At 66.1% G+C, this 23,136-nt stretch carries 19 protein-coding genes and 1 tRNA gene; 9 read left to right on the forward strand and 11 right to left on the reverse strand.

What is annotated here, in order from left to right:
- Window positions 1-23 precede the first annotated feature (23 nt).
- The 6 genes from U1872_RS10475 to U1872_RS10500 all read right to left on the reverse strand — a co-directional run bounded on the left by U1872_RS10475 (window position 24) and on the right by U1872_RS10500 (window position 5,098).
- Window positions 24-893 (reverse strand): 3-hydroxybutyryl-CoA dehydrogenase, encoded by an 870-nt coding sequence (locus U1872_RS10475; protein WP_332792852.1) that lies wholly within the window; start codon window positions 891-893, stop codon window positions 24-26.
- 60 nt (window positions 894-953) lie between these two features.
- Entirely contained in the window at window positions 954-1,931 is a 978-nt protein-coding gene (gene egtD / locus U1872_RS10480; RefSeq protein WP_332792853.1) for an L-histidine N(alpha)-methyltransferase, read from the reverse strand.
- Window position 1,932: 1 nt separating this feature from the next.
- Window positions 1,933-3,192: an ergothioneine biosynthesis protein EgtB gene (egtB, locus tag U1872_RS10485; RefSeq protein WP_332793610.1), complete on the reverse strand. Its 1,260-nt coding sequence runs from the start codon at window positions 3,190-3,192 to the stop codon at window positions 1,933-1,935.
- An 88-nt stretch (window positions 3,193-3,280) separates the two neighbouring features.
- Complete coding sequence (locus U1872_RS10490; RefSeq protein WP_332792854.1) at window positions 3,281-3,865, reverse strand: cob(I)yrinic acid a,c-diamide adenosyltransferase; 585 nt, start codon at window positions 3,863-3,865, stop codon at window positions 3,281-3,283.
- A 24-nt stretch (window positions 3,866-3,889) separates the two neighbouring features.
- On the reverse strand, window positions 3,890-4,129 hold the full coding sequence (locus tag U1872_RS10495) for a twin transmembrane helix small protein (RefSeq protein ID WP_332792855.1): 240 nt from the start codon (window positions 4,127-4,129) through the stop codon (window positions 3,890-3,892).
- 9 nt (window positions 4,130-4,138) lie between these two features.
- On the reverse strand, window positions 4,139-5,098 hold the full coding sequence (locus U1872_RS10500; RefSeq protein ID WP_443025370.1) for a glutamyl-Q tRNA(Asp) synthetase: 960 nt from the start codon (window positions 5,096-5,098) through the stop codon (window positions 4,139-4,141).
- Window positions 5,099-5,234: 136 nt separating this feature from the next.
- Between U1872_RS10500 and U1872_RS10505 the strand changes: the two genes are divergently transcribed.
- The 3 genes from U1872_RS10505 to ppc all read left to right on the forward strand — a co-directional run bounded on the left by U1872_RS10505 (window position 5,235) and on the right by ppc (window position 8,971).
- Window positions 5,235-5,801: an HNH endonuclease gene (locus U1872_RS10505; protein ID WP_332792856.1), complete on the forward strand. Its 567-nt coding sequence runs from the start codon at window positions 5,235-5,237 to the stop codon at window positions 5,799-5,801.
- A 108-nt stretch (window positions 5,802-5,909) separates the two neighbouring features.
- Window positions 5,910-6,260: an EF-hand domain-containing protein gene (locus U1872_RS10510; protein WP_332792857.1), complete on the forward strand. Its 351-nt coding sequence runs from the start codon at window positions 5,910-5,912 to the stop codon at window positions 6,258-6,260.
- A 47-nt stretch (window positions 6,261-6,307) separates the two neighbouring features.
- Entirely contained in the window at window positions 6,308-8,971 is a 2,664-nt protein-coding gene (gene ppc / locus U1872_RS10515) for a phosphoenolpyruvate carboxylase (RefSeq protein ID WP_332792858.1), read from the forward strand.
- A 143-nt stretch (window positions 8,972-9,114) separates the two neighbouring features.
- Here the strand turns inward: ppc and U1872_RS10520 are convergent, their stop codons facing one another.
- The 4 genes from U1872_RS10520 to U1872_RS10535 form a co-directional block, all read right to left on the reverse strand.
- Window positions 9,115-9,741, reverse strand: coding sequence for a YbhB/YbcL family Raf kinase inhibitor-like protein (locus U1872_RS10520; protein ID WP_332792859.1), 627 nt, complete (start codon window positions 9,739-9,741; stop codon window positions 9,115-9,117).
- 65 nt (window positions 9,742-9,806) lie between these two features.
- Window positions 9,807-10,196, reverse strand: coding sequence for an acyl-CoA thioesterase (locus U1872_RS10525; protein ID WP_332792860.1), 390 nt, complete (start codon window positions 10,194-10,196; stop codon window positions 9,807-9,809).
- Window positions 10,193-10,768 (reverse strand): DedA family protein, encoded by a 576-nt coding sequence (locus U1872_RS10530; RefSeq protein WP_332792861.1) that lies wholly within the window; start codon window positions 10,766-10,768, stop codon window positions 10,193-10,195. Before U1872_RS10530 ends, U1872_RS10525 begins: the two co-directional genes overlap by 4 nt.
- 123 nt (window positions 10,769-10,891) lie before the next feature.
- Window positions 10,892-12,952 (reverse strand): S9 family peptidase, encoded by a 2,061-nt coding sequence (locus tag U1872_RS10535; protein ID WP_332792862.1) that lies wholly within the window; start codon window positions 12,950-12,952, stop codon window positions 10,892-10,894.
- A gap of 207 nt (window positions 12,953-13,159) precedes the next feature.
- On the opposite strand from U1872_RS10535, the gene U1872_RS10540 reads away from it, so the two are divergent.
- A complete protein-coding gene (locus U1872_RS10540) occupies window positions 13,160-14,953 on the forward strand; it encodes an aminopeptidase P family protein (RefSeq protein WP_332792863.1) in 1,794 nt (597 codons plus the stop codon).
- Here U1872_RS10540 and U1872_RS10545 read toward each other — a convergent pair.
- The gene (locus U1872_RS10545) at window positions 14,943-15,077 is read right to left on the reverse strand and encodes a hypothetical protein (RefSeq protein ID WP_332792864.1); all 135 of its coding nucleotides are present in this window, start codon (window positions 15,075-15,077) and stop codon (window positions 14,943-14,945) included. The two genes, U1872_RS10540 and U1872_RS10545, sit on opposite strands and share 11 nt — an antisense overlap.
- Window positions 15,078-15,157: 80 nt before the next feature.
- Between U1872_RS10545 and U1872_RS10550 the strand changes: the two genes are divergently transcribed.
- The 5 genes from U1872_RS10550 to U1872_RS10570 all read left to right on the forward strand — a co-directional run bounded on the left by U1872_RS10550 (window position 15,158) and on the right by U1872_RS10570 (window position 23,122).
- Window positions 15,158-15,232 (forward strand) — tRNA-Thr (locus tag U1872_RS10550).
- A gap of 1,714 nt (window positions 15,233-16,946) precedes the next feature.
- Window positions 16,947-17,450 (forward strand): RNA polymerase sigma factor, encoded by a 504-nt coding sequence (locus U1872_RS10555; protein ID WP_332792865.1) that lies wholly within the window; start codon window positions 16,947-16,949, stop codon window positions 17,448-17,450.
- Window positions 17,447-18,484 carry a FecR family protein gene (locus U1872_RS10560; protein ID WP_332792866.1) on the forward strand — a complete coding sequence of 346 codons (1,038 nt, stop codon included), beginning with the start codon at window positions 17,447-17,449 and terminating at the stop codon, window positions 18,482-18,484. Before U1872_RS10555 ends, U1872_RS10560 begins: the two co-directional genes overlap by 4 nt.
- A gap of 108 nt (window positions 18,485-18,592) precedes the next feature.
- Window positions 18,593-20,923 (forward strand): TonB-dependent receptor, encoded by a 2,331-nt coding sequence (locus U1872_RS10565; protein ID WP_332792867.1) that lies wholly within the window; start codon window positions 18,593-18,595, stop codon window positions 20,921-20,923.
- Between the two features lie 93 nt (window positions 20,924-21,016).
- Entirely contained in the window at window positions 21,017-23,122 is a 2,106-nt protein-coding gene (locus U1872_RS10570; RefSeq protein WP_332792868.1) for a TonB-dependent receptor, read from the forward strand.
- Window positions 23,123-23,136: the final 14 nt, after the last annotated feature.

The raw sequence follows: 23,136 nt of genomic DNA on the forward strand, positions 1-23,136 counted from the left end.
TTCAGGGGAGGGGCTTGCGTGATTCACCGGGTCGGCACCGGCTCCGGCCCCGAATAGTCATAGAAACCGCGCCCGGTCTTGCGCCCGAACCACCCCGCCTCGACATATTTCACGAGCACCGGCGCCGGACGGAACTTGGGATCGCCGGTCCCCTCGAACAGCACGCGCGTAATCTCCAGACACGTGTCGAGCCCGATGAAATCGGCGAGCGTCAGCGGCCCCATCGGATGGTTGAGCCCCAGCTGGCACGCCAGGTCGATATCGCGGATCGTCGCCACGCCCTCGCCCAGCGCGAAGCACGCCTCGTTGAGCATCGGCATCAGCACGCGATTGACGATGAACCCCGGCGCGTCGTTGGCGCGGACCACCTGCTTGCCGAGCCGCGCGGCATAGGCTTCGACCAGCGCGACCGTCGCGTCCGAGGTGGCGAGCCCGCGGATCAGCTCGATCAGCCCCATCACCGGCACCGGATTGAAGAAATGCACCCCGACGAAGCGCCCGGCATCGGGTGCCGCCTGCGCGAGCCGCGTGATCGGGATCGACGAGGTGTTCGACGCCAGCACAGCGTCCGGTCCCATCACCTTGCCGACTTCGGCGAAGATCGCGCGCTTGATCTCCTCGCGCTCGGTCGCCGCCTCGATCACGAGGAACGCCGGACCCATCGCCGCGACGCTCTCGACCGGCTCGATCAGCGCCAGCGCGGCGTCGCGCGCCGCGGCCGTGATCTTTTCCTTGGTGACCGCGCGGTCGAGCTGCTTGGCGATTCCCGCCTTGCCCGCCTCGGCGCGCGCGAGGTTCATGTCCGAGAGCAAGACGCGGTATCCGGCCTGCGCCGAAACCTGCGCGATCCCCGCGCCCATCTGCCCTGCCCCGATGACTCCGACCGTATCCATGCGTCCGCTCCTATGCGTGTTTGACGGGTCGATAGCGGATTTGGCGCGGCGGGGAAGGTCTTACGGTGCGTGCCGCGCCGCCTGCGCTTCGGCGAGGATCACCGCGAACTTCCCCTCGGGATCGGTCCATTCGGCGATCGGCGTCCAGCCGCCCGCGCGCAGCAGGATACGCGCGTCGCGCGGGCCATATTTGTGGCTGTTCTCGGTGTGGATCGTCTCGCCGGCCGCCATTTCGAACGGCCGCCCCTCGATCGTGAAGGCGATGTCGGCGGTCGCCTCGAGATGCATCTCGACGCGCGCGCGATCGTCGTTCCAGATCGCCCGATGGCGAAACTGATCGACCGGAATGGTCCCCGCCAGCTCGCGATTGATCCGCGTGAGCAGGTTGAGGTTGAACGCAGCGGTCACGCCCTGCGCATCGTCATACGCCGCTTCGAGAGTCGCCTTGTCCTTGATCCGGTCCATCCCGATCACCAGCATCGCGCCCTCGCCGAGCGATTCCTTCATCGCGCGCAGCAGGTCGACGCTCGAATGCGGGATCATGTTGCCGATCGTCGATCCCGGGAAAAAACCGAGCTTGGGCGTGTCCGCGACCTGCATCGGCAGCGCGATCGGATGCATGAAGTCGGCCTCGACGGGCAATACCGTCAGCCGGGGAAACGCCGAGGCGAGCCCCGCCGACGATTCGCGCAGGAAATCCCCCGAAATGTCGATCGGGACATAGGCCGCCGGCGCCACCGCCTGCAGCAGAATCGGCGTCTTGGTCGACGATCCCGATCCGAACTCGACCACCGCGCGGCCCTCGCCGGCGCGCGCCGCGATGTCGGGCGCACAGGCGCGGAGGATCGCCGTCTCGGTCCGCGTCGGATAATATTCGGGCAGGTCGGTGATCGCCTCGAACAGCTCGGACCCGGCGCGGTCGTAGAACCAGCGCGCCGGAATCGCCCGCGGCCGCGCGTCGAAGCCGCGCAGCACGTCCTGGCGAAATGCCGGATCGGCGAGCGATGCCTGGCCGTCCTCGATTTCCTGCTTCAACATCTCAAAGGTCTTTCGCAAGGCGCACGCCGGTGAACTGCCAGCGCTGATGCGGATAGAAGAAATTGCGATAGCTCGCACGCGCATGCCCGCGCGGCGTCGCGCACGATCCGCCGCGCAGCACGCACTGACCGCTCATGAACTTGCCATTGTACTCGCCGACCGCCCCTTCGACCGCGCGGAAGCCGGGATACGGGCGGAACGCGCTGCCGGTCCATTCCCACACGTCGCCGAAGAAAGCAGGGCCACCCGCCGACGGCCGCGGCTCGACCGGGCCCGCTGCGTCGAGTTGGTTGCCGCCGTTCGAATCGAAGCCGCTCGCCGCGACTTCCCATTCGGCCTCGGTCGGCAAGCGCGCGCCAGCCCAGCTGGCATAGGCATCGGCCTCGAAAAAGCTGACATGCGTCACCGGCGCGGCGGGATCGATCGCGCGCCGCCCGTCGAGCCCGAAGCGCGTCCAGCCCGACTCGGACTTTTCCCAATAGAGCGGCGCGACGATCTGCTCGCGCTTGACCCACGCCCAGCCGTCCGACAGCCAGTGGCGCGGCTCCGAATAGCCGCCGTCGGCGATGAACGCCGCCCATTCGCCATTGGTCACGGTCCGGTCGGCGATCGCGTGCGGACTGAGCAGCACGCCATGGCGCGGGCCCTCGGCATCGAACGCGAAGCCGTCGCCGTCATGGCCGATTTCGGCCACTTCGGCAGCACCTTCGATCCAGCAGATCGGGCCGGGCATCGCGACGGGCACCTTGCGCGCGGCGGGCCAGATCGCCGGCTCGACCGGATTCTGCGCCATCAGATGCAGGATGTCGGTGACGAGCAATTCCTGATGCTGCTCCTCATGATGGCAACCGAGCGCGATCAGCTCGCGCGCCGCCTCGGGCAGATCGGGCAAGGCGGCCAGCACCGCGGCATCGACATGCGCGCGGTAAGCGATGATCTCGTCGAGCGCCGGGCGCGTCACCATCCCGCGCCGGTTGCGCGCATGGCGCTGCCCTTCGGCTTCGTAATAGCTGTTGAACAGGAACGGGAAGCGCGCGTCGTAGAGCGTGTAGCCCGCCACGAAATCGCGCAGGACGAAGGTCTCGAGAAACCAGCTGGTATGTGCAAGGTGCCATTTGGCGGGCGAGGCGTCGTCCATCGACTGCGCGGTCGCGTCGGCATCGGACAAGGGCGCGACCAGAGCGACCGTCAGGTCGCGCACCGCACCGAAGCGCGCGGCGAGCATGGACTGGTCAAGCCGAGGAGCAGTGTGCGGTAGCATCGTCATGTCCCCGTTTCGAGCGACCCGCCGCCTGGCCGCCGCAATCGGACAACCTAACGGAAAGCGGAACCCGGCGGCGACGTCACGATCAACGCGTTGCACCCGGTCGCCACAGAACGTCGCCACCCGCCTTTTGGTTCACTGCCCGGGCGGCAACGAACAGATAATCCGACAGCCGGTTGAGATAGGCCAGCGCAAGCGGGTTGATCGCAACCTCGCGCGCTGCCGAAACGCCAGCGCGTTCGGCGCGGCGCACCGTGGCACGCGCGACGTGCAGCGCCGCAGCAGCAGGGGTGCCGCCAGGCAGGATGAAACTGGTCAGCGGGCTCAGCTCGCCGTTCATCCGGTCGATCTCGTCCTCGAGCCGATCGACCTGCGACGCGACGATCCGCAGCGTCATCTCTGATGGCGCGAAATCCTCGCCGGGCGTGGCCATGTCGGCGCCCAGATCGAACAGGTCATTCTGGATGCGCTCGAGCAAGGCGGCAAGCCATGCCAACTCGATTCCGCTGGCGCGAAGTGCCACGACGGCAACGCCGATCGTGCTGTTGGCCTCATCGACATCGCCGATCGCCGCCATCCGCGGGGCATCCTTCGGCGTGCGCGACCCGTCGACCAAGCCGGTCGTGCCGTCGTCACCGGTCCGCGTGTAGATGCGGTTGAGCTTGACCATCGATACCCCCCGCCGATCCGGTGCTCAGCTCTTGCCCGCGAGCCACATGAGCAAGACGACCAGGAAGATGGCGATCGCCTGGAACATCACGCGATATTGCATCATCTTGTTCGACTTGATCGACGAGGCGGAGACGCGATCGTTGGACGTCCCGTCGCGCAGATCCTGGCTCGCGCCGAGCAGGAAAACCACCAGCCCGCGGACCAGAACGACGACCACCGCGATCATCGCGGCAACCAGCAGGATGGTGAGGAATGTGCTCATCGCATCAATCTAGGCGTTCGTCGCGACAAAGCCAATGCCCGCACGCAGCGACTCCGCCAGCGCCGCCCCGTCCTTTCCCGTCAGGCGCAGACTCTCGAGCGTCGCGGCCCCGTTGCGCTTGGCGAGCCGCGCGCCGTCGGGTCCCGCGATCAGCGCGTGATGATGATACACCGGCGTGGGGAGCCCGAGCAGTGCCTGCAGCAGGCGGTGAACATGCGTCGCGGCGAACAGGTCGACCCCGCGCACGACGTGCGTGACGCCCTGCGCGGCATCGTCGACCGTCACCGCGAGGTGGTAGCTGGCAGGCGCATCCTTGCGCGCGAGGATCACGTCGCCGTGCGAGAGCGGGTCGGCGATGACGGTGCCGGCGATCTCGTCGGTCCACGTCAGCGTCCCGCGTCCTCCCCTCCCTGGAAGGGAGGGGATCGAGGGGTGGGTCGGCCCGTTATCGAACGCCACGCCAGCCTCAGGCCGACCCACCCCCAGCCCCTCCCTTCCAGGGAGGGGAGGCGCGAGGGCGACCGCCTTGCCCATATCAAGCCGCCAAGCATGCTGAGCCCCACTCCCAATCCGCGCAGCGCGCGCGTCGTCGTGCAGCCCCCGGCAAATCCCCGGATACACCGCCTCGGGCCCATGCGGCGCACTCAGGCTCGCCGCAATTTCAGCGCGCGTACAGAAACACGGATAGAGCAGCCCCATCGCCCGCAGCCGATCGAGCGCGGCGGCGTAGACGTCGAGCCGCGTCGACTGGAACAGCACCGGCCCGTCCCACGCCAGCCCGAGCCAGCGCAGATCCGCCTCGATCGCTACGACATGCTCCGGCCGCGAGCGTGTCCCGTCGATATCCTCGATCCGCAGCAGGAACCGCCCGCCCGCATATCGCGCGCGATCATGCGCCTGGATCGCCGAAGCGGCGTGTCCCAGATGCAGCCGCCCGGTCGGGCTCGGCGCAAAACGCGTGACGATCACGGGCAGCTGGCCCTTGACCGCGAGTCGCCCGTCGTGCTGAAATCGGTAAAGACGGGTAGCGCTGTCATGACAGCGTCATCCTAATGGGCTTGAAGCCCGGCAGGAAGCGCCACTCAGTGGTAAAGGAGGGGCCGAAGTGTACCATCCCGATCTGATCCGCCACCCCGATGGCTGTCCCGCGCTCGTGCTCAACGCGGACTACACCCCGCTGAGCTATTATCCGCTGTCGGTCTGGCCGTGGCAGACCGCGATCAAGGCGGTGTTCCTCGACCGCGTCGACATCGTCGCCGAATATGAGCGCGAGGTGCGCAGCCCGACGCAGCGGATCAAACTGCCCTCGGTGATCGCGCTCAAATCCTATGTCCGGCCCAGCGCCTTTCCCGCCTTCACGCGCTTCAACCTGTTCCTGCGTGACAAGTTCGTTTGCCAATATTGCGGCGCGGGCAACGATCTGACCTTCGACCATATCGTCCCGCGGGCGCAGGGCGGCCGGACGACATGGGAAAATGTCGCGACCGCCTGCTCGCCGTGCAACCTCAAGAAGGGCGGCCGGACGCCCAAGCAGGCGAGCATGCCGCTCCACATCGACGCGATCCGCCCTACCAGCTGGCAGCTGCAGGAGCATGGCCGGCGCTATCCGCCCAACTTCCTCCACGATACCTGGCACGACTGGCTCTATTGGGACGTCGAACTCGAGGCCTGAGCTGCCGGGCCAGATCCCATCACCGGCACCGGAACGATCCCCGCGGCGCGCCGTTCACCCCTTCAACGGGAGAACATAATGCGCCGGCTAATGATTACGACTTGTCTAGTGCTGCTTGCCGGATGCGGGACCAAACCCAGCAACGACGAATATGCCGCCAATTTCGTGCCGCCGACGCTGCTCAAGCGCGCCGAATATGAGACCCTGCTCGAATCGCGCTGGACCCGGCTCGACCGCAATCTCGACGGCGACATCGTCCAGTCCGAAATTCCGGTCAAATATGCCGACCGGCTGACCGCGCTCGATGCCGACCATGACGGCAAGATCACCCACCGCGAATTCATCAGCGGCAGCCTCGCGCGCTTCGACCGCGAAGACACCAATCACGACGGATTGCTGACCAACGTCGAGAGCAGCGCTGCGCGCGCGGCCGAGAAAGCCGCCGGCACCGCGAAATAGCGCGGCAGGCGATTGACCCGCATGCTGCCGCAATGCAGCATGACGGGATGGCTGACCTCCCCGGTATCGCAAACAATCCCGACATCCGCTTCCTGGGCAAATTGCTCGGCGATGTCATCCGCACCTATGGCGGCGAAGCGCTCTATGCGCGCACCGAGTCGATCCGCACCGCCTCGGTCGGCCGCCACCGCGGCGAACGCGAGACCGAGCTCGGTCTCGATGCGCTGAGCCTCGACGAGACGCTCGATTTCGTGCGCGGCTTCATGCTGTTCTCGATGCTCGCCAATCTCGCCGAGGATCGCCAGGGCGTCGCGGCCGAGCAGGGCGCCGACCTCGCCTCAGCGCTCGAGCGGCTCGCCGGCGAAGGCATCGACAAGGCGCAGGTGATGGCGCTGCTCGACCATGCGCTGATCGCCCCGGTGCTGACCGCGCACCCGACCGAGGTGCGCCGCAAGTCGATGATCGACCATCGCAACCGCATCGCGGCGTTGATGCGGCTGCGCGATGCCGATGTCACCGAAACGCCCGACGGCGACGATGTCGAGGAAGCGATCCTGCGCCAGATCGCGCTTCTTTGGCAGACGCGCGTGCTTCGCCGCGAGCGGCTGTACGTCACCGACGAGGTCGAGATCGCGCTCTCTTACCTGCGCGACGTGTTCCTGCCCGCGCTTCCCGCGCTCTACCAGCGCTGGGACCGTGCGCTGGGCGAGCGCGTGCCGAGCTTCCTCAAGCCCGGCAGCTGGATCGGCGGCGACCGCGACGGCAATCCGTTCGTCACCGCCGACAGCCTCAAGACCGCGCTCGCCAAGGCGAGCGAGGCGGTGCTGGGTTACTATCTCGACGCGGTCCACGCGCTCGGCGCCGAACTGTCGATCTCGACCAATCTCGCGCCGGCCGACGATGCGGTGGTCGCGCTCGCCAACGCCAGCGGCGACACCGCCGAAAGCCGCAGCGACGAACCCTACCGCCGCGCGCTGTCGGGGATCTACGCCCGCCTCGCCGCGACGCACCTCGCGCTCACCGGCAAGCCCGCACCGCGCCCGGCGGCGCTCGACGGCGAACGGTACGCCGATCCGCAGGCGTTCCGCGCCGACCTCGTCACGATCGCGCGCGCGCTGCGTTCGGGCGGCGGAGCGCTGTCGTCGGGCGGCGCGCTCGGCCGGCTGATCCGCGCGTGCGAGACCTTTGGCTTCCACCTCGCCACGCTCGACCTGCGGCAGAACAGCGCGGTCCACGAACGCGTCGTCGCCGAGCTGCTCAAGCGCGCCGGCGTCGAGCAGGACTATCTCTCGCTGAGCGAATCGCAGCGCGTGTCGCTGCTGCGCCACGAACTGTCCAACGCGCGGCTGCTCGCCAGCCCGTTCGCCGACTATTCCGACGAGACGCGCTCCGAACTCGCGATCATGCAGGCCGCCGCACAGGCGCACGCGACCTACGGCCCGGCGTGCATCACGCAGCACATCGTCTCGATGGCGCAATCGGTGTCGGATCTGCTCGAGCTCAACGTGCTGCTCAAGGAAGTCGGGCTTTACCGCTCGGGCGACTCGGCGAGCGCAGCGATCATGGCGGTGCCTTTGTTCGAGACGATCGGCGATCTCGAGGCGGCGCCCGGCATCATGGCCGAATGGTTCGCGCTGCCCGAGGTGCGCGGCATCACCGCGGCGCGCAGCTTCCAGGAAGTGATGATCGGCTATTCCGATTCGAACAAGGATGGCGGCTACCTCACCTCGACCTGGAGCCTGTCGAAGGCGTCGACCGCGCTCAAGGGCGTGTTCGCCGGCGCCGGGGTCGGGATGCAGCTGTTCCACGGCCGCGGCGGCGCGGTCGGGCGCGGCGGCGGCTCGGCCTTCGCGGCGATCCGCGCGCAGCCGCCCGGCACGGTGCAGGGCCGCATCCGCATTACCGAGCAGGGCGAGGTGATCGCCGGCAAATATGGCACGCGCGAAAGCGCGATCACCAATCTCGAGGCGATGGCGTCGGCGACGCTGCTCGCCAGCCTCGAGCCCGACGCCCTATCGGCCGCCGACACGCGGCGCTTCTCGGCGGCGATGGACACGCTGTCGGCCTCCGCTTTCGAAGCCTATCGCGGGCTGGTCTATGGCACCGAGGGTTTCCGCACCTTCTTCCGCCAGATGACGCCGATCGTCGAGATCGCCGGGCTCAAGATCGGCAGCCGACCGGCGAGCCGCACCAAATCCGACAAGATCGAGGATCTGCGCGCGATTCCCTGGGTGTTCAGCTGGGCGCAGGCGCGCGTGATGCTGCCGGGCTGGTACGGCGTCGGCCAGGCGCTCACGGCCTTCGAAGACAAGGGCCTGCTTGCCGAGATGGCGCAGGGCTGGCCGTTCTTCGCCGCCAGCCTCGCCAATATGGAGCAGGTCATCGCCAAGTCCGACATGGCGATCGCCGCGCGCTATGCCACGCTGGTCGAGGACAAGACGCTCGCCGACGCGATCTTCCCGCGGATCAAAAGCGGCTGGCAGCAGGCGCATGACGGTCTGCTTGAGATCACTGGCCAATCGCGGCTGCTCGAGGCGCACCCCGCGCTCGACGCCTCGATCCGGCTGCGGCTGCCCTATATCGAGCCGCTCAACCTGCTCCAGATCGAACTCATCAAGCGCCGCCGCGCCGGCGACGAGGACGAGCGGATCGGCGAAGGCATCCTGCTGTCGATCAACGCGATCGCCACCGCGCTGCGCAATTCCGGATAAATCCTCCCCCGCGCAGCGGGGGAGGGGGACCCTGAGCATTCAGCGAAGGGTGGAGGGGGCCGATGCACAGCGCAGCGCGTGTGGCGGCCCCCTCCGTCAGCCTTCGGCTGCCACCTCCCCCGGTTCCCGGGGGGAGGATTGATTTACGCCAGTGCCGCTCCGCCGATCGCGCCCGTATCCCGCACCGGCGCATCGACCACCTCGCCGCGCGAATAGAGCCCGGTCAGCATCCCCGCGCCGATCACATGCCCCGCCATCGCGTTGAGCACAGCGCCGCGCCCCGGCCCGTCACCGAGATCCTCGGGCGGGCAGTCGAGCGCGAACAGCTGGAAGACATAGCGATGCTCGCCATGCCCGCTGGGCGGATCGGGCGCGAGCCAGCCTTGCGACAGATAGGAGTTGATCCCGATCGCGCCCGCCGCGCCGTCGGCCGCGATCGCGCCTTCGGCCAGCCCGGTGGTGGCGACGTTCATGCCCCACAGGATCGCGTGGACGAGCGGCGCCGGGGTCGGCGAATCGGCATCCTCGACGATCAAGGCGAGGCTCTGCGTGCCCTCCGGCACGGTGTCCCACTGCAGCGGCGGCGAAACGCTCGCGCCGTCGGCGGTGAAGCGCGCCGGCATCTCGCTCCAGTCACCGAAGGCAGGGCTGCTGAGCGCGATCGGCGCGAAGCCGCCGCCGAGCGCGGGCTGGACGATGGTGAGATGTTCGGCGCCGGCGCGGACGTTGCGCAGGCTCGCGCCAAGCCATTCGGGAAGATGTTCGAGCATCGCTGCGGCCTTTCAAAACCCTGAGACGATCAAGCCCTTGGGCGCGCTACAGGTTCCGCCCGCTTTTACAAAAACGGCGCGGCAATATCGTCGCGAACACGCGCGAGCCGCCCGGTCGCGCGGTCGAGCATCGCCCAGGTCGTCACCGCCTCGACCTTCACCTTGCCGTCGCTGCCGACAAAGCGCACGTGCCGGTCGAAGCGCGCGCCCTTGGGCGGCGCGGCGATCCACGTCTCGCCGGTCACCGTCTCGCCGACGCCGACATTGCCGCGATAATCGACCTCGTGCCGTGTCACGACCCAGACATAGGCCGCCTGGTGCTCGGCCGGCGCGACTGCGACCCAATGCGCGACCGCAATCTCCTGGATCCAGCGCACCCACACCGCATTGTTGACGTGCCCGAGCTCATCGATGTCGGCCGGCGTCGCGGTGATCGTCTGGCTGAAGCGCGTCATGCGTCGCTATGCCCGCGCGATCGCCACCAATGCACCCCGCCTACAATCACCGCGATCGCGACCAGTCCGCCTGCGAGATACAGGACGGTGTGGCCCTGCGGCATGAAACGCTCGATCAGCTTTTCGAAACTGTGCCCGAACAGATAGCCGATGCCGGTGAACACGATCCCCCACACCACCGCCGCGATCGCGTTGATGATCACGAACAGCCTGGTCTCGACCTTGGTCGTGCCGATCGCGATCGGGCTGATCGTGCGGAAGCCGTAGATAAACCGGAATGCGAAGATGAAGCCAATCGGGTAGCGTTCGAGCAGGCCCAGCGCGCGTGCGAAGATCGGGCGCTGCTGTTGGCGTTTCACCCATGCCTTGCCACGGAAATAGCGCCCGGCGCTGAAGAAGATCTGGTCGGCAACGAACGACCCCGCCGCCGCGGCCGCCATTGCGCCGGGCAAGGGCAGCAGCCCCTTGTGCGACAGCAGCCCACCGGCGACGACGACGGTCTCGCCCTCGAGGCCGGCGCCGAGGAACAGCGCGGCCAGGCCATATTTCGCGATGATCGTTTCGATGCTCATCGGCGCATAACACTCAACCCGTCACCCCGGGCTCGTCCCGGTGCCCACCGTGCCGCAAATTCTGCGCCGGCACTATGCGAACCACGGCGCCCCCGGCTTAAGGCCGGGGTGACGAAAGGCAGCTCACCCCTCGACGCCGAGCTGCCACAGCACGAAGGCATGCTCCTCGGCCGCCTCGCGCAAGCTTTCGAAGCGTCCCGACTTGCCGCCGTGCCCCGCGCCCATATTGGTCTTGAGCAGCAGCACATTGCTGTCCGTTTTCACGCTGCGCAGCTTGGCAGCCCATTTGGCGGGCTCCCAATAGGTCACGCGCGGATCGTTGAGCCCGCCCGAGATGAACATCGGCGGATAGGCCTGCGCCTTCACCTGGTCGTATGGCGAGTACCCCCGGATCAATTCGAACGCTGCGGTATCCTCGATCGGGTTGCCCCATTCGGGCCACTCGCCCGGCGTCAGCGGCAACTCGGCGTCGAGCATCGTGTTGAGCACGTCGACGAACGGCACGTCGGCGATCACCGCGCCCCACAATTCGGGATCCGAATTGACCACCGCGCCCATCAGCTCGCCACCAGCCGAACGGCCCGCGATCGCGATCTTGCCGGTCGAGGTCCAGCCGCCCGCGATCAACCCCTTCGCCACATCGACGAAATCGTTGAAGGTGTTGGCGCGCTTCTCGAGCTTGCCGTCGAGATACCATTGCTGGCCGAGATCGTCGCCGCCGCGGATATGCGCGATCGCATAGGCGAAGCCGCGATCGAGCAGCGACAGCCGCCCGGTCGAGAAGCCCGGCGGGATCGCATAGCCGTACGCGCCATAGGCATAGAGATAGATCGGCCGCGACCCGTCGCGCGGGAAGTCCTTGGGGTAGACGATCGACACCGGCACCTCGGTGCCATCGCGCGCGGCGATCTTGAGCCGCTCGGTGCGATATTTGTCGCCGTCATAGCCGGAAGGGATTTCCTGCACCTTGAGCGTCGTCAGCGTGCCCGTCGCGACGTCGTAATCATATTCGGTGCCCGGCGTGACCATCGATTCATAGCCGACGCGCAGCACGTCCATCGCATATTCGGGATTGTTGCCGAGGCCGGCATCGTAGCTCGCCTCGGGAAAGACGATCCGCTGCGGCGCGATGGCGTCGTCGTAGCGGTGGATCTCGATCTGATCCAACCCGTCCTCGCGCCCGTCGACGATAAAGAAATCGCGAAAGCAGTCGATCCCGGTCATGTAGAAATGCCGCGACGGCCCGATCTTCTCGACCCACTCGCCCGGCGCCGAGATATGCGCGGTGCACAGCCGGAAATTGGGGTCAGTGTCGTTGGTGTGGATGAACAGCGTGTCGCCGTGCATGTCGACATCGTACTCGCGCCCGACCTTGCGCGGCGAAACGCACAGCGGCGTGGCAAGCGGGTCGGTCGCCGGGAGCAGATAGATTTCGCTCGTCACATGATCGCCGCTCGAAATCACGATCCACTGGCGGTCGCTCGTCTCGCTGACGCCGACGCGGAAGCCCTCATCGGCTTCCTTGAACAGTTCGACATCGTCGGCGACGGGCGTGCCGAGCCAGTGCAGCCGCGCATTGTCGGTGCGCCACTGCTCGTTGGCGAGGCCGTAGAGGAAGCCCGTGTCGTCGGCGGTCCAGACGATCTCGGACAGCATGCCGGGGATGACGTCGGGCAGATGCGCGCCGCTCGTCAGATCCTTGACGCGCACCTCGAAACGCTCCGAGCCATTGTCGTCGATCGCATAAGCGAGCAGCCGCCCGTCGTTCGACACCGAAAAGGCGCCCAAACGGAAATATTCCTTGCCCTCGGCGAGCGCGACCTCGTCGAGGATCAGGTCGGGCTCACCCCCGCCGACCGGCTTGCGCCACCACTTGCGATACTCGCCGCCCGTCTCGAACGAGGTCCAGTACAGCCAGTCGCCATCCTTCTGCGGCACCGACGCATCGTCTTCCTTGATGCGGCCCTTCATCTCGGCATAGAGCCGGTCGATCAGGCCCTTGTGCGGCGCCATCACGCCTTCGAAATAGGCGTTCTCGGCCGCGAGATAGGCGAGCACGTCGGCATCGTCGACCTCGGGATAGTTGGGATCCTTGAGCCACGCATAGGGGTCTTCGATGGTCTGCCCGTGCGCGGTGAAGCTGTGCGGGCGGGTCTGGGCGACGGGGGGCGTGAGATCGGTCATCGCCAATCCCTACCCGCTCGCGGCAGGGCAAGTCGAGATGCGCGCCGTCAGGCGATCGCCAACACGTCGGCCGAAGCGCGCGTGCCCGGTGGCGTGGCACCGCTTCGCGCGCGCCCCCTGTTTTCGGGCCGCGCGTTCTGCCAAGGTCGCGCGACGCCGCGATCGATCCTGCATCGCCCCCGCCACCCGCAGCCACGAGACCCCAGCATGTCGATCCACTCCAGCCGCCTCGCCGCGCTCCGCGCCCAGCTCGCCCGCGATGGGCTCGACGGCTTCGTCGTGCCGCTGACCGACGAGCATATGAGCGAATATGTCGGCGCCTATGCCCAGCGGCTCGCCTGGCTCACCGGCTTCCAGGGCTCGGCCGGCAGCGCGGTGGTGCTGGCGGACGCGGCCGCAATCTTCACCGACGGGCGCTACACGCTGCAGGTGCGCGAACAGGTCTCGGCCGACGACTGGGCCTATGTCGCGGTCCCGGCGACCAGCATCGCCGCCTGGCTGCGCGACCATGCGCCCGCGGGCGGCCGGATCGGCTATGATCCGTGGCTGCACACCCGAGCCTGGGTCGACAACGCCCGCCAGGCGCTGGCCGAGCGCGGCGCCGAGCTGGTCGCGGTCGCCGCCAATCCGATCGACGCGATATGGCCCGAGCGCCCTGCCCCCTCGCCGGCGCCGCTCGTCGTACAGGCCGATGACCATTCGGGCGCGGCCTCGGCGGCCAAGCGCGCGCAGGTCGCCGACTGGCTCGGCGAGACAGGCGCCGATGCGGTGGTGCTGACCGCGCTCGATTCGATCGCCTGGGTGCTCAACGTGCGCGGCAGCGACGTCGCGCATACGCCCGTCGCGCTGGCCTATGCGATCGTCGACGCCGACGGCACCGCCGACCTGTTCGTCGCGCCCGAAAAGATCAGCGACGCGGTGCGCCAGCATCTCGGCAACGCCATCCGCCTCCATCCGCGCGACGCCTTCGCCGACGCGCTCGGCGGCTATGCCGGCAAGCGCATCGCCGCCGATCCGGAGCGCGCGGTTTCGGCGGTCCTCGACCGGCTCGAGGCCGGCGGCGCGCGCCTGCTCGCGCTGCGCGACCCCGTAGTGCTCGCCAAGGCGACCAAGAACCCGGTCGAGCTCGCAGGGCACCGCGCCGCCTCGGCACGCGACGGCGCCGCGCTCGCCAAGTTCCTGCGCTGGGTCGAGGCCGAGGCGCCGCACGGCGGCCTCACCGAACTGATATGCGTCGACAAGCTCCAGGCGTTCCGCGAGGCGACCGGCGTGCTGCTCGACACCTCGTTCGACACGATCTCGGCGACCGGCGCGCACGGGGCGAGCCCGCATTATCATTCGACGCCCGAATCGAACGCGCCGCTCGAGCTCGGCCAGCTCTATCTCGTCGATTCGGGCGGGCAATATGCCGACGGCACGACCGACCTCACCCGCGTGCTCCCCATCGGCGAACCGACGCCCGAAATGCGCGATCGCTTCACGCGCGTGCTGCAGGGCCATATCGCGCTCGCCACCGCGGTCTTCCCGCTCGGCACGACCGGCGGGCAGCTCGATTCGTTCGCGCGCGCGCCGCTGTGGGAGGTCGGGCTCGATTATGCGCATGGCACCGGCCACGGCGTCGGCGCCTATCTGTCGGTGCACGAGGGGCCCCAGCGCATCGCCCCGCCGACCTATCCCGGCGGCGGCGCGGCCGAGCCGCTGCGCGCCGGCATGATCCTCTCGAACGAGCCGGGATATTACAAGGCAGGCGAATATGGCATCCGGATCGAGAATCTGATCCTCGTCGAGGAGCGCCCGTTCGCGCACGGCACGACGATGCTGGGGTTCGAGACGCTCACCTTCTGCCCGATCGAACGCTCGCTGATCGTGGCGGAGATGCTGAGCCCGGCGCAGCGCGCGTGGCTCGATGCGTATCATGCGCGGGTGATGGCGGTGATCGGCGGCTATCTCGATGCCGACGAACGCGCGTGGCTCGCGGCGAAATGCGCGCCTATCGCTTGATCTCCGATTCGGGCGCGCCGTCGGCGACCGCGTCGATCGCCCGTTCGCGTCCCTTGCGGCGCTTGAGGTTCTCGCGCAGCGCGGCAGCCAGCCGCGCGGCTTTCTCGTCTTCCTTGGTGCCCATCTGTCATACGCTCCTTGACATTCCCCGCGGCAACGGGTCTTAGGCCGCTTCCGCACGCGCCGTAAGGCCTGTGCGGGCATGCTGCCGTAGCTCAGTGGTAGAGCGCATCCTTGGTAAGGCTGAGGTCGTGAGTTCAATCCTCACCGGCAGCACCAGTTTCTTCTGACAAATCAACTGCTTAAATTTTCCCTTCGGGGGCTCGTTCGGGAACGAGACCGAACTGGAAGCAGTTGGAAGCAAATTCCGGCGTCGCATCACGGGGTATTTTTGGACAGGAAAGGCGCCCCGACGCTTGGGTCGTCGCGTCCACAATGAGCGATTCGCCGGTGACCGTCGGAAACCGGCATGTGCGGCCTTGCCGCTGCGTCCCCTCAATACCGCGGTGGCTCGCGTCGACGATAAGCCTGTGGATAACTTGTGCTCACGCTCGTGCTATCGGAAACCATGCGGCTCGTGCCATCAAAAACCGAAGCAGGCCTTAAAGTGTTGATATATAGGTATTTTTCCAACACCTGACTGAGCTAACATAGAATCCTTCGGATTCTTTCTAACGCGTGCTGCGCTCAAACGCGCGGTCAGGCGTCCCGCGCTGCCGTGCGGCCAAGGGCACGGGTGCGGATCCGTCCCTCACCCGAAAGGTGAAGGCTGTCGCGCGCGAGATGCACGATGAGCCTGCATTCGCGGCTGCTTCCACTTCATCTAGCGTAATGATGGATTTCGTGTCCGAGGCTTATGGAGCGGCAATAACGACAGGTATCATGAAAGCACCTGCTGCCCACAATCGCGCGCGTCGCTTGGGCCGGCCTTCGGCCTGTTGGCGTTTCAATAAAGCACCAAGCATTGGCGCAATACCCCAGCCGCGATTGCGGCATTGGACGCACCGGTGACCGCCAAACGGCGGCCAAGCGCGCTTCCTTGTGAAACGCATGAATAATGCAGCGCTTTCCCAAGTGCATCTATTTTGATGCGTGGAATAGGAGAATTGCCATGCCACCCCCGGTCTTCCACTTTCTTGCAGGCTTCGCCGTGATGACCATAATAGTAAGCGGCACCGCCGGCGCCGAAGAGCCGCAGCCTCCGACCAAATTCTCTCAGTCTGCCCAGATCTGGATTACAATCTATGTAATTGACGGTTTGTCAGGCCGGGTGCTGTGCCTCACGCCAAGCAAGCACGCCAAAGCGCTCTTACCTGCAGCGACGGTGTCGCGGCGAACATGCCTCTCGACGCGCAGTTGGGCTGCAAGACATGTAACTTTCCCTGACGAGCAATCGATTCCACTCACGGATCCTTTTGAACGCCAAACTCAAGGCATTGGTAAATCTCGAAATTAAGCACGTATTCCCAGAGAGAAAAGTCGGTGCACGGCCGGATATTACACCCAAATCGTACGTGCCGTATCGATAGGGTTGGCTTGACCACTGTAGTAACATCTTGATACACTCGCCCACGCGTTGTGCACGTCGAGACGCTAGCCTGAATGCCGCTGGTTTGCAGGGTGTTGGCGAAACTTGGCCTTCGGCGTAGGGTGGGTACTTGCAGCGAGCCGTGCCCTCGAGCCATCGCGACTAATCGGCGATCGACTCCACAGTGGCCAATCAGGATAGATCATCCCGCTCGTGATCATCCGTACCGCGCGATCGCGGACCGCGGGCGCAAACTTGTTCGTCGTCTTGCTTGTCGTGGCTCCTTCTCAGGAGTTGGAGCCTGCGACGAACTCGGGGCGATTCCGATCGTCGCGGTGTGAAGCGTGAACCGATAGCATCCTAGGGCCAGCGGCCGTGGCGCTTTGATCTTTGATGGCGAATCAGGCACTGTCCCTGCGAAGCGCATGTGCGTCCTGCAAGCCGATGAGTAGTCGCGAACATACGATGGCAGCGGATGACCAGGACATGGTGCCGGACGATCTGGTGCGCCGATGGCAGCCCGCGCTGCGAGCGTTTTTCATGCGTCGTATCCGCGACCATGCCGACGCGGAGGATCTGACCCAGGAAGTGCTCATCCGTTTGCTGAACCAAGGAGAAGCGCGGAACGATAGCTACGTGTTCCAGATCGCGCAGAACTTGCTGACCGACCGGCATCGCCGTCACATCGTACGCGAGCAGTATCGCTCCGTCACGGCTGCCACGGCGGCACGTGACCACGATCCCTTGAACGCGCATGAAATCATGAGCGGGCAGCAGCAACTCGCTTTGGTGACGGCAGCCCTGTCGGCGCTTCCCGAACGAACCAGGACAATCTTCATACTCTACCGCTTTGAGAAATTGAGCCAGGATGAAATTGGAAACTCCTTCGGAATCTCCGCCAGCGCCGTGAAGCAGCAGGTTGCCAAGGCAATGGCAGCGCTCGCGAAGGCTTTGAGGGACGACCGATGAGTCTGTTAGATGGCACGGCCTCGCCGGATCGTGATGAGGAAGCGGCGCTCTGGTGCCTCGACCTCTCGGAAGGCCGGCTACCGTCCGAGCGCCAGCTGGCATTCGACAGGTGGCGCAGTGATCCTGAAAATTATGCGGCGTTTCAAGTGGCGGCCGCGACGTGGGATACCGTCGAGGCTGTCGCCGGGGCGCCGGAAATCGTCCATCTGCGTGCCGGGGCGCTAGATTCCTACAGACGCGCGAACCTGCGCCGATGGCAACGCCTCCGCCCGTCGCGACCTCTTTTCTGGGGCGCGGTAGCCTCGCTTGCTGCGGCGATCCTGCTCATGATCGGTTGGTCGGCCATGCCCGCCGGCCGGGTGTTTCGGACGACGATCGGCGAACGGCAGGTGGCAATGCTGGAAGACGGATCGCGGCTGTCGCTCGATGCTGCAAGTGAAGTGGACGCGACGTTCGACAAGCAACGGCGCACCCTCGCTCTGGTGAAGGGGCGGGCGAAGTTCGATGTCGCCCACAATCCGCTGCGTCCGTTTTCGGTGGCGGTGGGCAACACGCTCGTCGTCGCCACGGGAACCTCGTTCAGCGTGGAGCGCGTCGGTACCGAAACGCGGGTAATCCTGTTCCAAGGGCATGTCGCGATCCTCGATACCAGCGGCACTGCAATTCCTGCGCCCGACGGCGGCGCGATCGACCGACAGCTGATACCGGGGCGCGAAGTGACAATTCCCGACGCCGCGGCCCCAAATGCAGCGGTGACCGATGTTGCGTCGATCCGAGACATTTCCCAGGACGATACGCTCGCCTGGCTCGGCGGGCAGCTCAGTTTCGACGACGAGCCCTTGCCGCGCGCGGTGGAACGAATGAACCGGTATCAGCGGGATCCGCTCGTCGTCGGCAACGCCAAGGCGGCCGGCGTCCGCGTGAACGGCGTATTCGATGCAACCGACCCGGCCGCCTTCCTTGACGGATTGCGCCAGGTCAGCGGCGTTCGGACCGAACGAAAGGGCGGGAAGGTGTTCCTCACCGCACGATGAGCACGAGGCGTCCAGTCGTATGCCGGGGAGGGCATGGCGCCGGGGATGCCGGCCGAACCGGCAGCGGATAGGCGATCGATGCTGGCGCGATTGGCAAATTTTGGCGTTGTGGCCGCGGCGGCCCTCGTTCCGGCGCCCGCCGCGGCACAGGAGAATCGCCTTCGATTCGATATCCCGTCGCAGGACATGGCGGCGGCGCTCCGGAGCTTCGCCAAGACTGCGCGGAGCCAGGTGGCCTTCGACGGCATGACGGTGGAGGGGAGACGATCGCAGCCGCTCGCGGCCACACTCACGCCAGACGCGGCCCTGAAGCGGCTCCTGCGCGGCAGCGATCTCGTGTATCGTCGGGGTGTGTCGGGCCTGTTCATCGTCAGCCGGATACCGGCAAGGCAACCCCGTCGCATCCCGGTTCGCCGGCCCTACAAGGCTCCGCTCACCGACGACGTCCTGCCTGCCGACATTGTCGTCACCGCCCGGAAACGCGAAGAGCGGGCAATCGACATTCCGATCGCGGTCAGCGCGATGTCGGGCAGCACGTTCGAGCGGCTGGGCATGCGCAGTACGGAAGAGGCGCTCGGTGCGACCCCGGGCGTGGGGGTCTATGCGACGGGCAACGGGCTGCAGATCGTATCGATCCGAGGCATTTCGACGTCGCTCGGCGGGAATGCCAATGGCTATTATCTCGACGATGCCCCCTTTACCGGCGTGACCGTTCCGCTCGTGCCGGACGTGCGGGCGTGGGACCTGGACCGCGTGGAAGTCCTGCGCGGTCCGCAAGGCACCCTGTTCGGCGAGGGGTCGCTGGGCGGGACCGTACGGATCATCACCGCGGCGCCGGACCTTGGCCACTGGCAGGCGAAAGCGGACGCCTATGCCTCCGATACCGAGGACGGCGGCACCAATCTGGGCATCAAGGGCGCGATCAACCTGCCGCTCATCCGCGACGTGCTTGCCGTACGGGTTGCCGGCACGCACGAGGTGCTGCCCGGCTGGGTCGATAACGATTCGGCCGGCCGAAGGAATCTGAACACCGAGCGGTACGACACGCTGCGCACCAGGGTCACCCTGAAGCCGTTCGACGGCCTCACGCTGGGCGGCAGCTACTGGTACTACCGGGCGGCGAACCCCATCAACGGCTCCGCGGCGACCGACGACGGTCAGTTTAGTCGTTCCAGCGCGGTCGGGACACGTCTGACCTACCGGCAATATGCGGGCAACGTCCGCTACGCCGCGGCGGGAATGGAGGCGTTCTACGGCTATTCGCACACCGCCTTCGCGTTTCCGATCTCGGGTCTGTTCGTGGACGAACCGATTCAGGGGGTGATCGCGATCTCGATCGACACGCACGAGGCGCGGCTGACATCGACTCGCGCCGGGCCCGTGCAATGGACGATTGGCGCTTATTCGCGCGACGCGCGCCGCCACGATGTCCTCGAAGCGCCCTTTTTCGGGGTGGCGAACGTCTCGCGCACGACGAGTTCGGCGCGTGCGGTGTTCGGGGAGGTCAGCTATACGCTGCCGGCCATCCCGGTCGATCTGTCTGCGGGGCTGCGGCTCTATACGGAGCGGCTCGCGGCACGGCAGACCGACGATGCGGTTGCGGTCAGTCGGTTGGGCGGCCGGTACGATAGCTGGAATCCGCGGGTGGCGGTGTCCTGGCATCCGACCGCGGACTCCACGCTCTACACCAGTGTTGCCAAGGGTTTTCGCGCGGGCCAGTTGCAACCGAGCTATTCGATCGAGCTCGCCGCGGCGGCGGGGGTCTCGCTGCCCCCGGCGCTGAAGCAGGATGCGATCTGGACGTATGAGATCGGCGGCAAGGCCGAATTGCTCGATCGTCGCCTGTTTGTCGATTTCGCGCTGTATCACAGCGATTGGAAGAACGTCGCCGTTCGCCAACCGATTGGGACGAGCGGTTTCAACGGGCTCATCAATTCGTCGGGCACGCGCACCGACGGTGCCGAGATGGCGCTGACCTTCCGGCCGGATCCGGCCTTGTCGATCACGTCAAGCGCCACTTTCGTCCGTGCGCGCTACAACGCTGCCGTTCCCGGAACATTGATCACGCGGGGTCAGCCGGTCGACGACGTGCCGAAGTTCAGCTGCAGTCTCGCCGCCAGCTATCGCCACCCCGTCGCATATCGTCGCACTGCCTTCGCAACGACCGGATGGCGCCACAATTCGCCGAGAACCAGTCGGAGTTTCGCTTTGTTTCAAAGCGGTGACGTGATCGACCTCGTCGATACGCGGGTCGGCCTCGACTTCGGCACGGGCAGCATCGCCGTCTTTGCGGACAATCTCACGAACGAGGGGGGCGCGCTATCCTACCGAACGGTCCAGCCGCTGGCGGATGGTACGAACGACATCACCGCGCCGCGTCCAAGACCGCGCACGATCGGACTCGAGATATCGTTCAAGCTCGGTGGCGACGGATCCTGAAGGAGCGCGGACGCAATAAAAAATTCATAAACTGCTGTCCGGTGACGGAACCAATGCGTCCTACCTGAAGAACAGGTACGAAAGGGACAAAAGATGGGGGTTTCGATCTTTGGCCGGGCAGCGCAGGCGTGCTCGGTGCTCGCACTGGCCGTAGGTGTCTCGTCGGGCGCGGCGGCACAGGAAACGCCGCCCCAGACGCAAGCCGTCGGCAGCGACGATATCGTCGTGACGGCGCGTAAGCGCGACGAGCGGGCGATCGACATCCCGATCGCGATCACGGCGATCACCGGTGACTCGCTCGAAAAGCGCGGCGTTAACAACATCGCGCAAGTGCTGCAGGAAGCGCCCGGCGTCGGTGTCTACGACACTGGCAACGGTCTCCAGAAGATCACCATCCGTGGCATCTCGACGTCGCTTGGCGCAAACGAGAATGGCTATTATCTCGACGATCTGCCGTTCACCGGTGTCACGGTCCCGATCAGCCCGGACGTCCGAGCGTGGGATCTGGACCGCATCGAAATCCTGCGCGGACCGCAAGGCACGCTCTTCGGCGAGGGCTCGCTCGGCGGAACGATCCGGACCCTGACCAAGGGCGCGGACCTGAACAATTGGGAAGCCAAGGGTATGGGCTTCGTTTCGGGTACCGAGGGCGGCGGCACCAACCGGGGAATCAAGGGTGCGTTCAACGCACCGATCGTGCCCGGCGTGCTGGCGGTACGCGTATCGGGAACGGGCGAACGCTTCCCCGGCTGGATCGACAATCCGACAACCGGCGGGCGCAACCTCAACGACCAGACCTTCACCACCTTCCGCGCGAAGGTGCGGTTCGACCCGACGTCGCGCTTGTCGATCAACGGCAATTACTGGTTCTACCGGGGTGATTTCCCAGGAGGTGGCAACCAGGCCACCGACGATGGCCAGCAGTCCCAGTCAGCCGTCTTGAGCAACGCCGTCAAATATCGCCTGTACGGCGCGAGTGCTCGCTACGACCTCGGTTTTGCCGAACTCTTCTACGGCTATTCGCAAAATGATTTCGATTTGCCGCAATCTGGAGATCTCTTTGGGGGAACGCTCGAGGCTTCGATCAACATCAAGGTCAAGGCGCACGAGGTGCGGCTGGCATCGTCGGGATCGGGGCCGTTCAAGTGGACCGTGGGCGGGTATGTGCGGGATGCGTTACGGACCGATGACTTCCAGTTTGCGCTGTTCGGTATCAACAATATCAGCGTAACGGACTCGAAGGCGCGGGCCGTGTTCGGCGAGGGGACCTATACGCTGCCGTTCGCGCCGATCGATCTGACCGCGGGCCTGCGCTATTATTACGAGAAGTTCGGGGGTTCCGAAACCAATTCGGGTGTCGTCGACCCCGCAGTACCGCGGAAATATGAAAGCTGGAACCCGCGCTTCAACATCGCCTGGCATCCGATGGCGAACGCGACGCTATACGCCAGTGCAGCCAAGGGCTTCCGGTCGGGCCAAGTGCAGCCGAGCGCGGTGGGACCGCTCGCTGCCGCCTTGGGCATCGCCCTGCCGACCGTGCTCGCACAGGACTCGATCTGGACCTATGAGATCGGCGCCAAGGCGGACCTGTTCGACCGAAAGCTGACCTTCGAGGGCTCGGTTTTCCTGAGCGACTGGAAGGACGTCGCCGTGCGCCTGCCCATCGCCACCACGGGTTTCAACGGCTTGATCAACTCCAAGGGAACGCGCACCAAGGGCGTCGAGCTGAGTGCGATCGTGCGGCCCGTTGCCGGTCTTTCGCTGACGGCAAGCGGCGCGTACAACGATGCCGCCTATGTCGCCGCGGTGCCGGGAACGGCGATCCTCAAAGGCACGCCTGTCGACGAAGTCGCCAAATTCACGGCGAATGTGTCGGCCGATTATCGTCATGCCATCTCGAACGATGTCGCGGGTTTCGGGCGGATCGGCTTGCAACATACCTCGCCGCGTCGCTTCCCTTCCTTCCCCGCTTATCTGCCGGGTGACACCATCGACGCGATCGATGCCCGCATCGGCGTCGATCTCAAGGCGGTGACGATTGCGGTGTTCGCCGACAACCTCACCAACGACAAGGGTGCGACCACCTTCCGCCAGGTCACCCCGATCGCACCCGGCGTCAACGACATCGTAGCGAACCGCCTGCGTCCCCGCACGATCGGTGTCGAGCTCAGCGCACGCTTCGGCGGACCGGCACGTTGAAAAGGCAATCGGCT

Origin of the sequence: Parasphingomonas frigoris, from assembly GCF_036663815.1 — a bacterium.
Taxonomy (GTDB): Bacteria; Pseudomonadota; Alphaproteobacteria; order Sphingomonadales; family Sphingomonadaceae; genus Sphingomonas.

What these genes read in the sequence shown, in the direction of transcription:
- U1872_RS10475 (WP_332792852.1), bottom strand. Translation starts at nt 893, where the DNA reads ATGGATACGGTCGGAGTCATCGGGGCAGGGCAGATGGGCGCGGGGATC.
- egtD (WP_332792853.1), bottom strand. Translation starts at nt 1,931, where the DNA reads ATGTTGAAGCAGGAAATCGAGGACGGCCAGGCATCGCTCGCCGATCCG.
- egtB (WP_332793610.1), bottom strand. Translation starts at nt 3,192, where the DNA reads ATGCTACCGCACACTGCTCCTCGGCTTGACCAGTCCATGCTCGCCGCG.
- U1872_RS10490 (WP_332792854.1), bottom strand. Translation starts at nt 3,865, where the DNA reads ATGGTCAAGCTCAACCGCATCTACACGCGGACCGGTGACGACGGCACG.
- U1872_RS10495 (WP_332792855.1), bottom strand. Translation starts at nt 4,129, where the DNA reads ATGAGCACATTCCTCACCATCCTGCTGGTTGCCGCGATGATCGCGGTG.
- ppc (WP_332792858.1), top strand. Translation starts at nt 6,308, where the DNA reads ATGGCTGACCTCCCCGGTATCGCAAACAATCCCGACATCCGCTTCCTG.
- U1872_RS10520 (WP_332792859.1), bottom strand. Translation starts at nt 9,741, where the DNA reads ATGCTCGAACATCTTCCCGAATGGCTTGGCGCGAGCCTGCGCAACGTC.
- U1872_RS10525 (WP_332792860.1), bottom strand. Translation starts at nt 10,196, where the DNA reads ATGACGCGCTTCAGCCAGACGATCACCGCGACGCCGGCCGACATCGAT.
- U1872_RS10530 (WP_332792861.1), bottom strand. Translation starts at nt 10,768, where the DNA reads ATGAGCATCGAAACGATCATCGCGAAATATGGCCTGGCCGCGCTGTTC.
- U1872_RS10535 (WP_332792862.1), bottom strand. Translation starts at nt 12,952, where the DNA reads ATGACCGATCTCACGCCCCCCGTCGCCCAGACCCGCCCGCACAGCTTC.
- U1872_RS10540 (WP_332792863.1), top strand. Translation starts at nt 13,160, where the DNA reads ATGTCGATCCACTCCAGCCGCCTCGCCGCGCTCCGCGCCCAGCTCGCC.
- U1872_RS10545 (WP_332792864.1), bottom strand. Translation starts at nt 15,077, where the DNA reads ATGGGCACCAAGGAAGACGAGAAAGCCGCGCGGCTGGCTGCCGCGCTG.
- U1872_RS10555 (WP_332792865.1), top strand. Translation starts at nt 16,947, where the DNA reads ATGGCAGCGGATGACCAGGACATGGTGCCGGACGATCTGGTGCGCCGA.
- U1872_RS10560 (WP_332792866.1), top strand. Translation starts at nt 17,447, where the DNA reads ATGAGTCTGTTAGATGGCACGGCCTCGCCGGATCGTGATGAGGAAGCG.
- U1872_RS10570 (WP_332792868.1), top strand. Translation starts at nt 21,017, where the DNA reads ATGGGGGTTTCGATCTTTGGCCGGGCAGCGCAGGCGTGCTCGGTGCTC.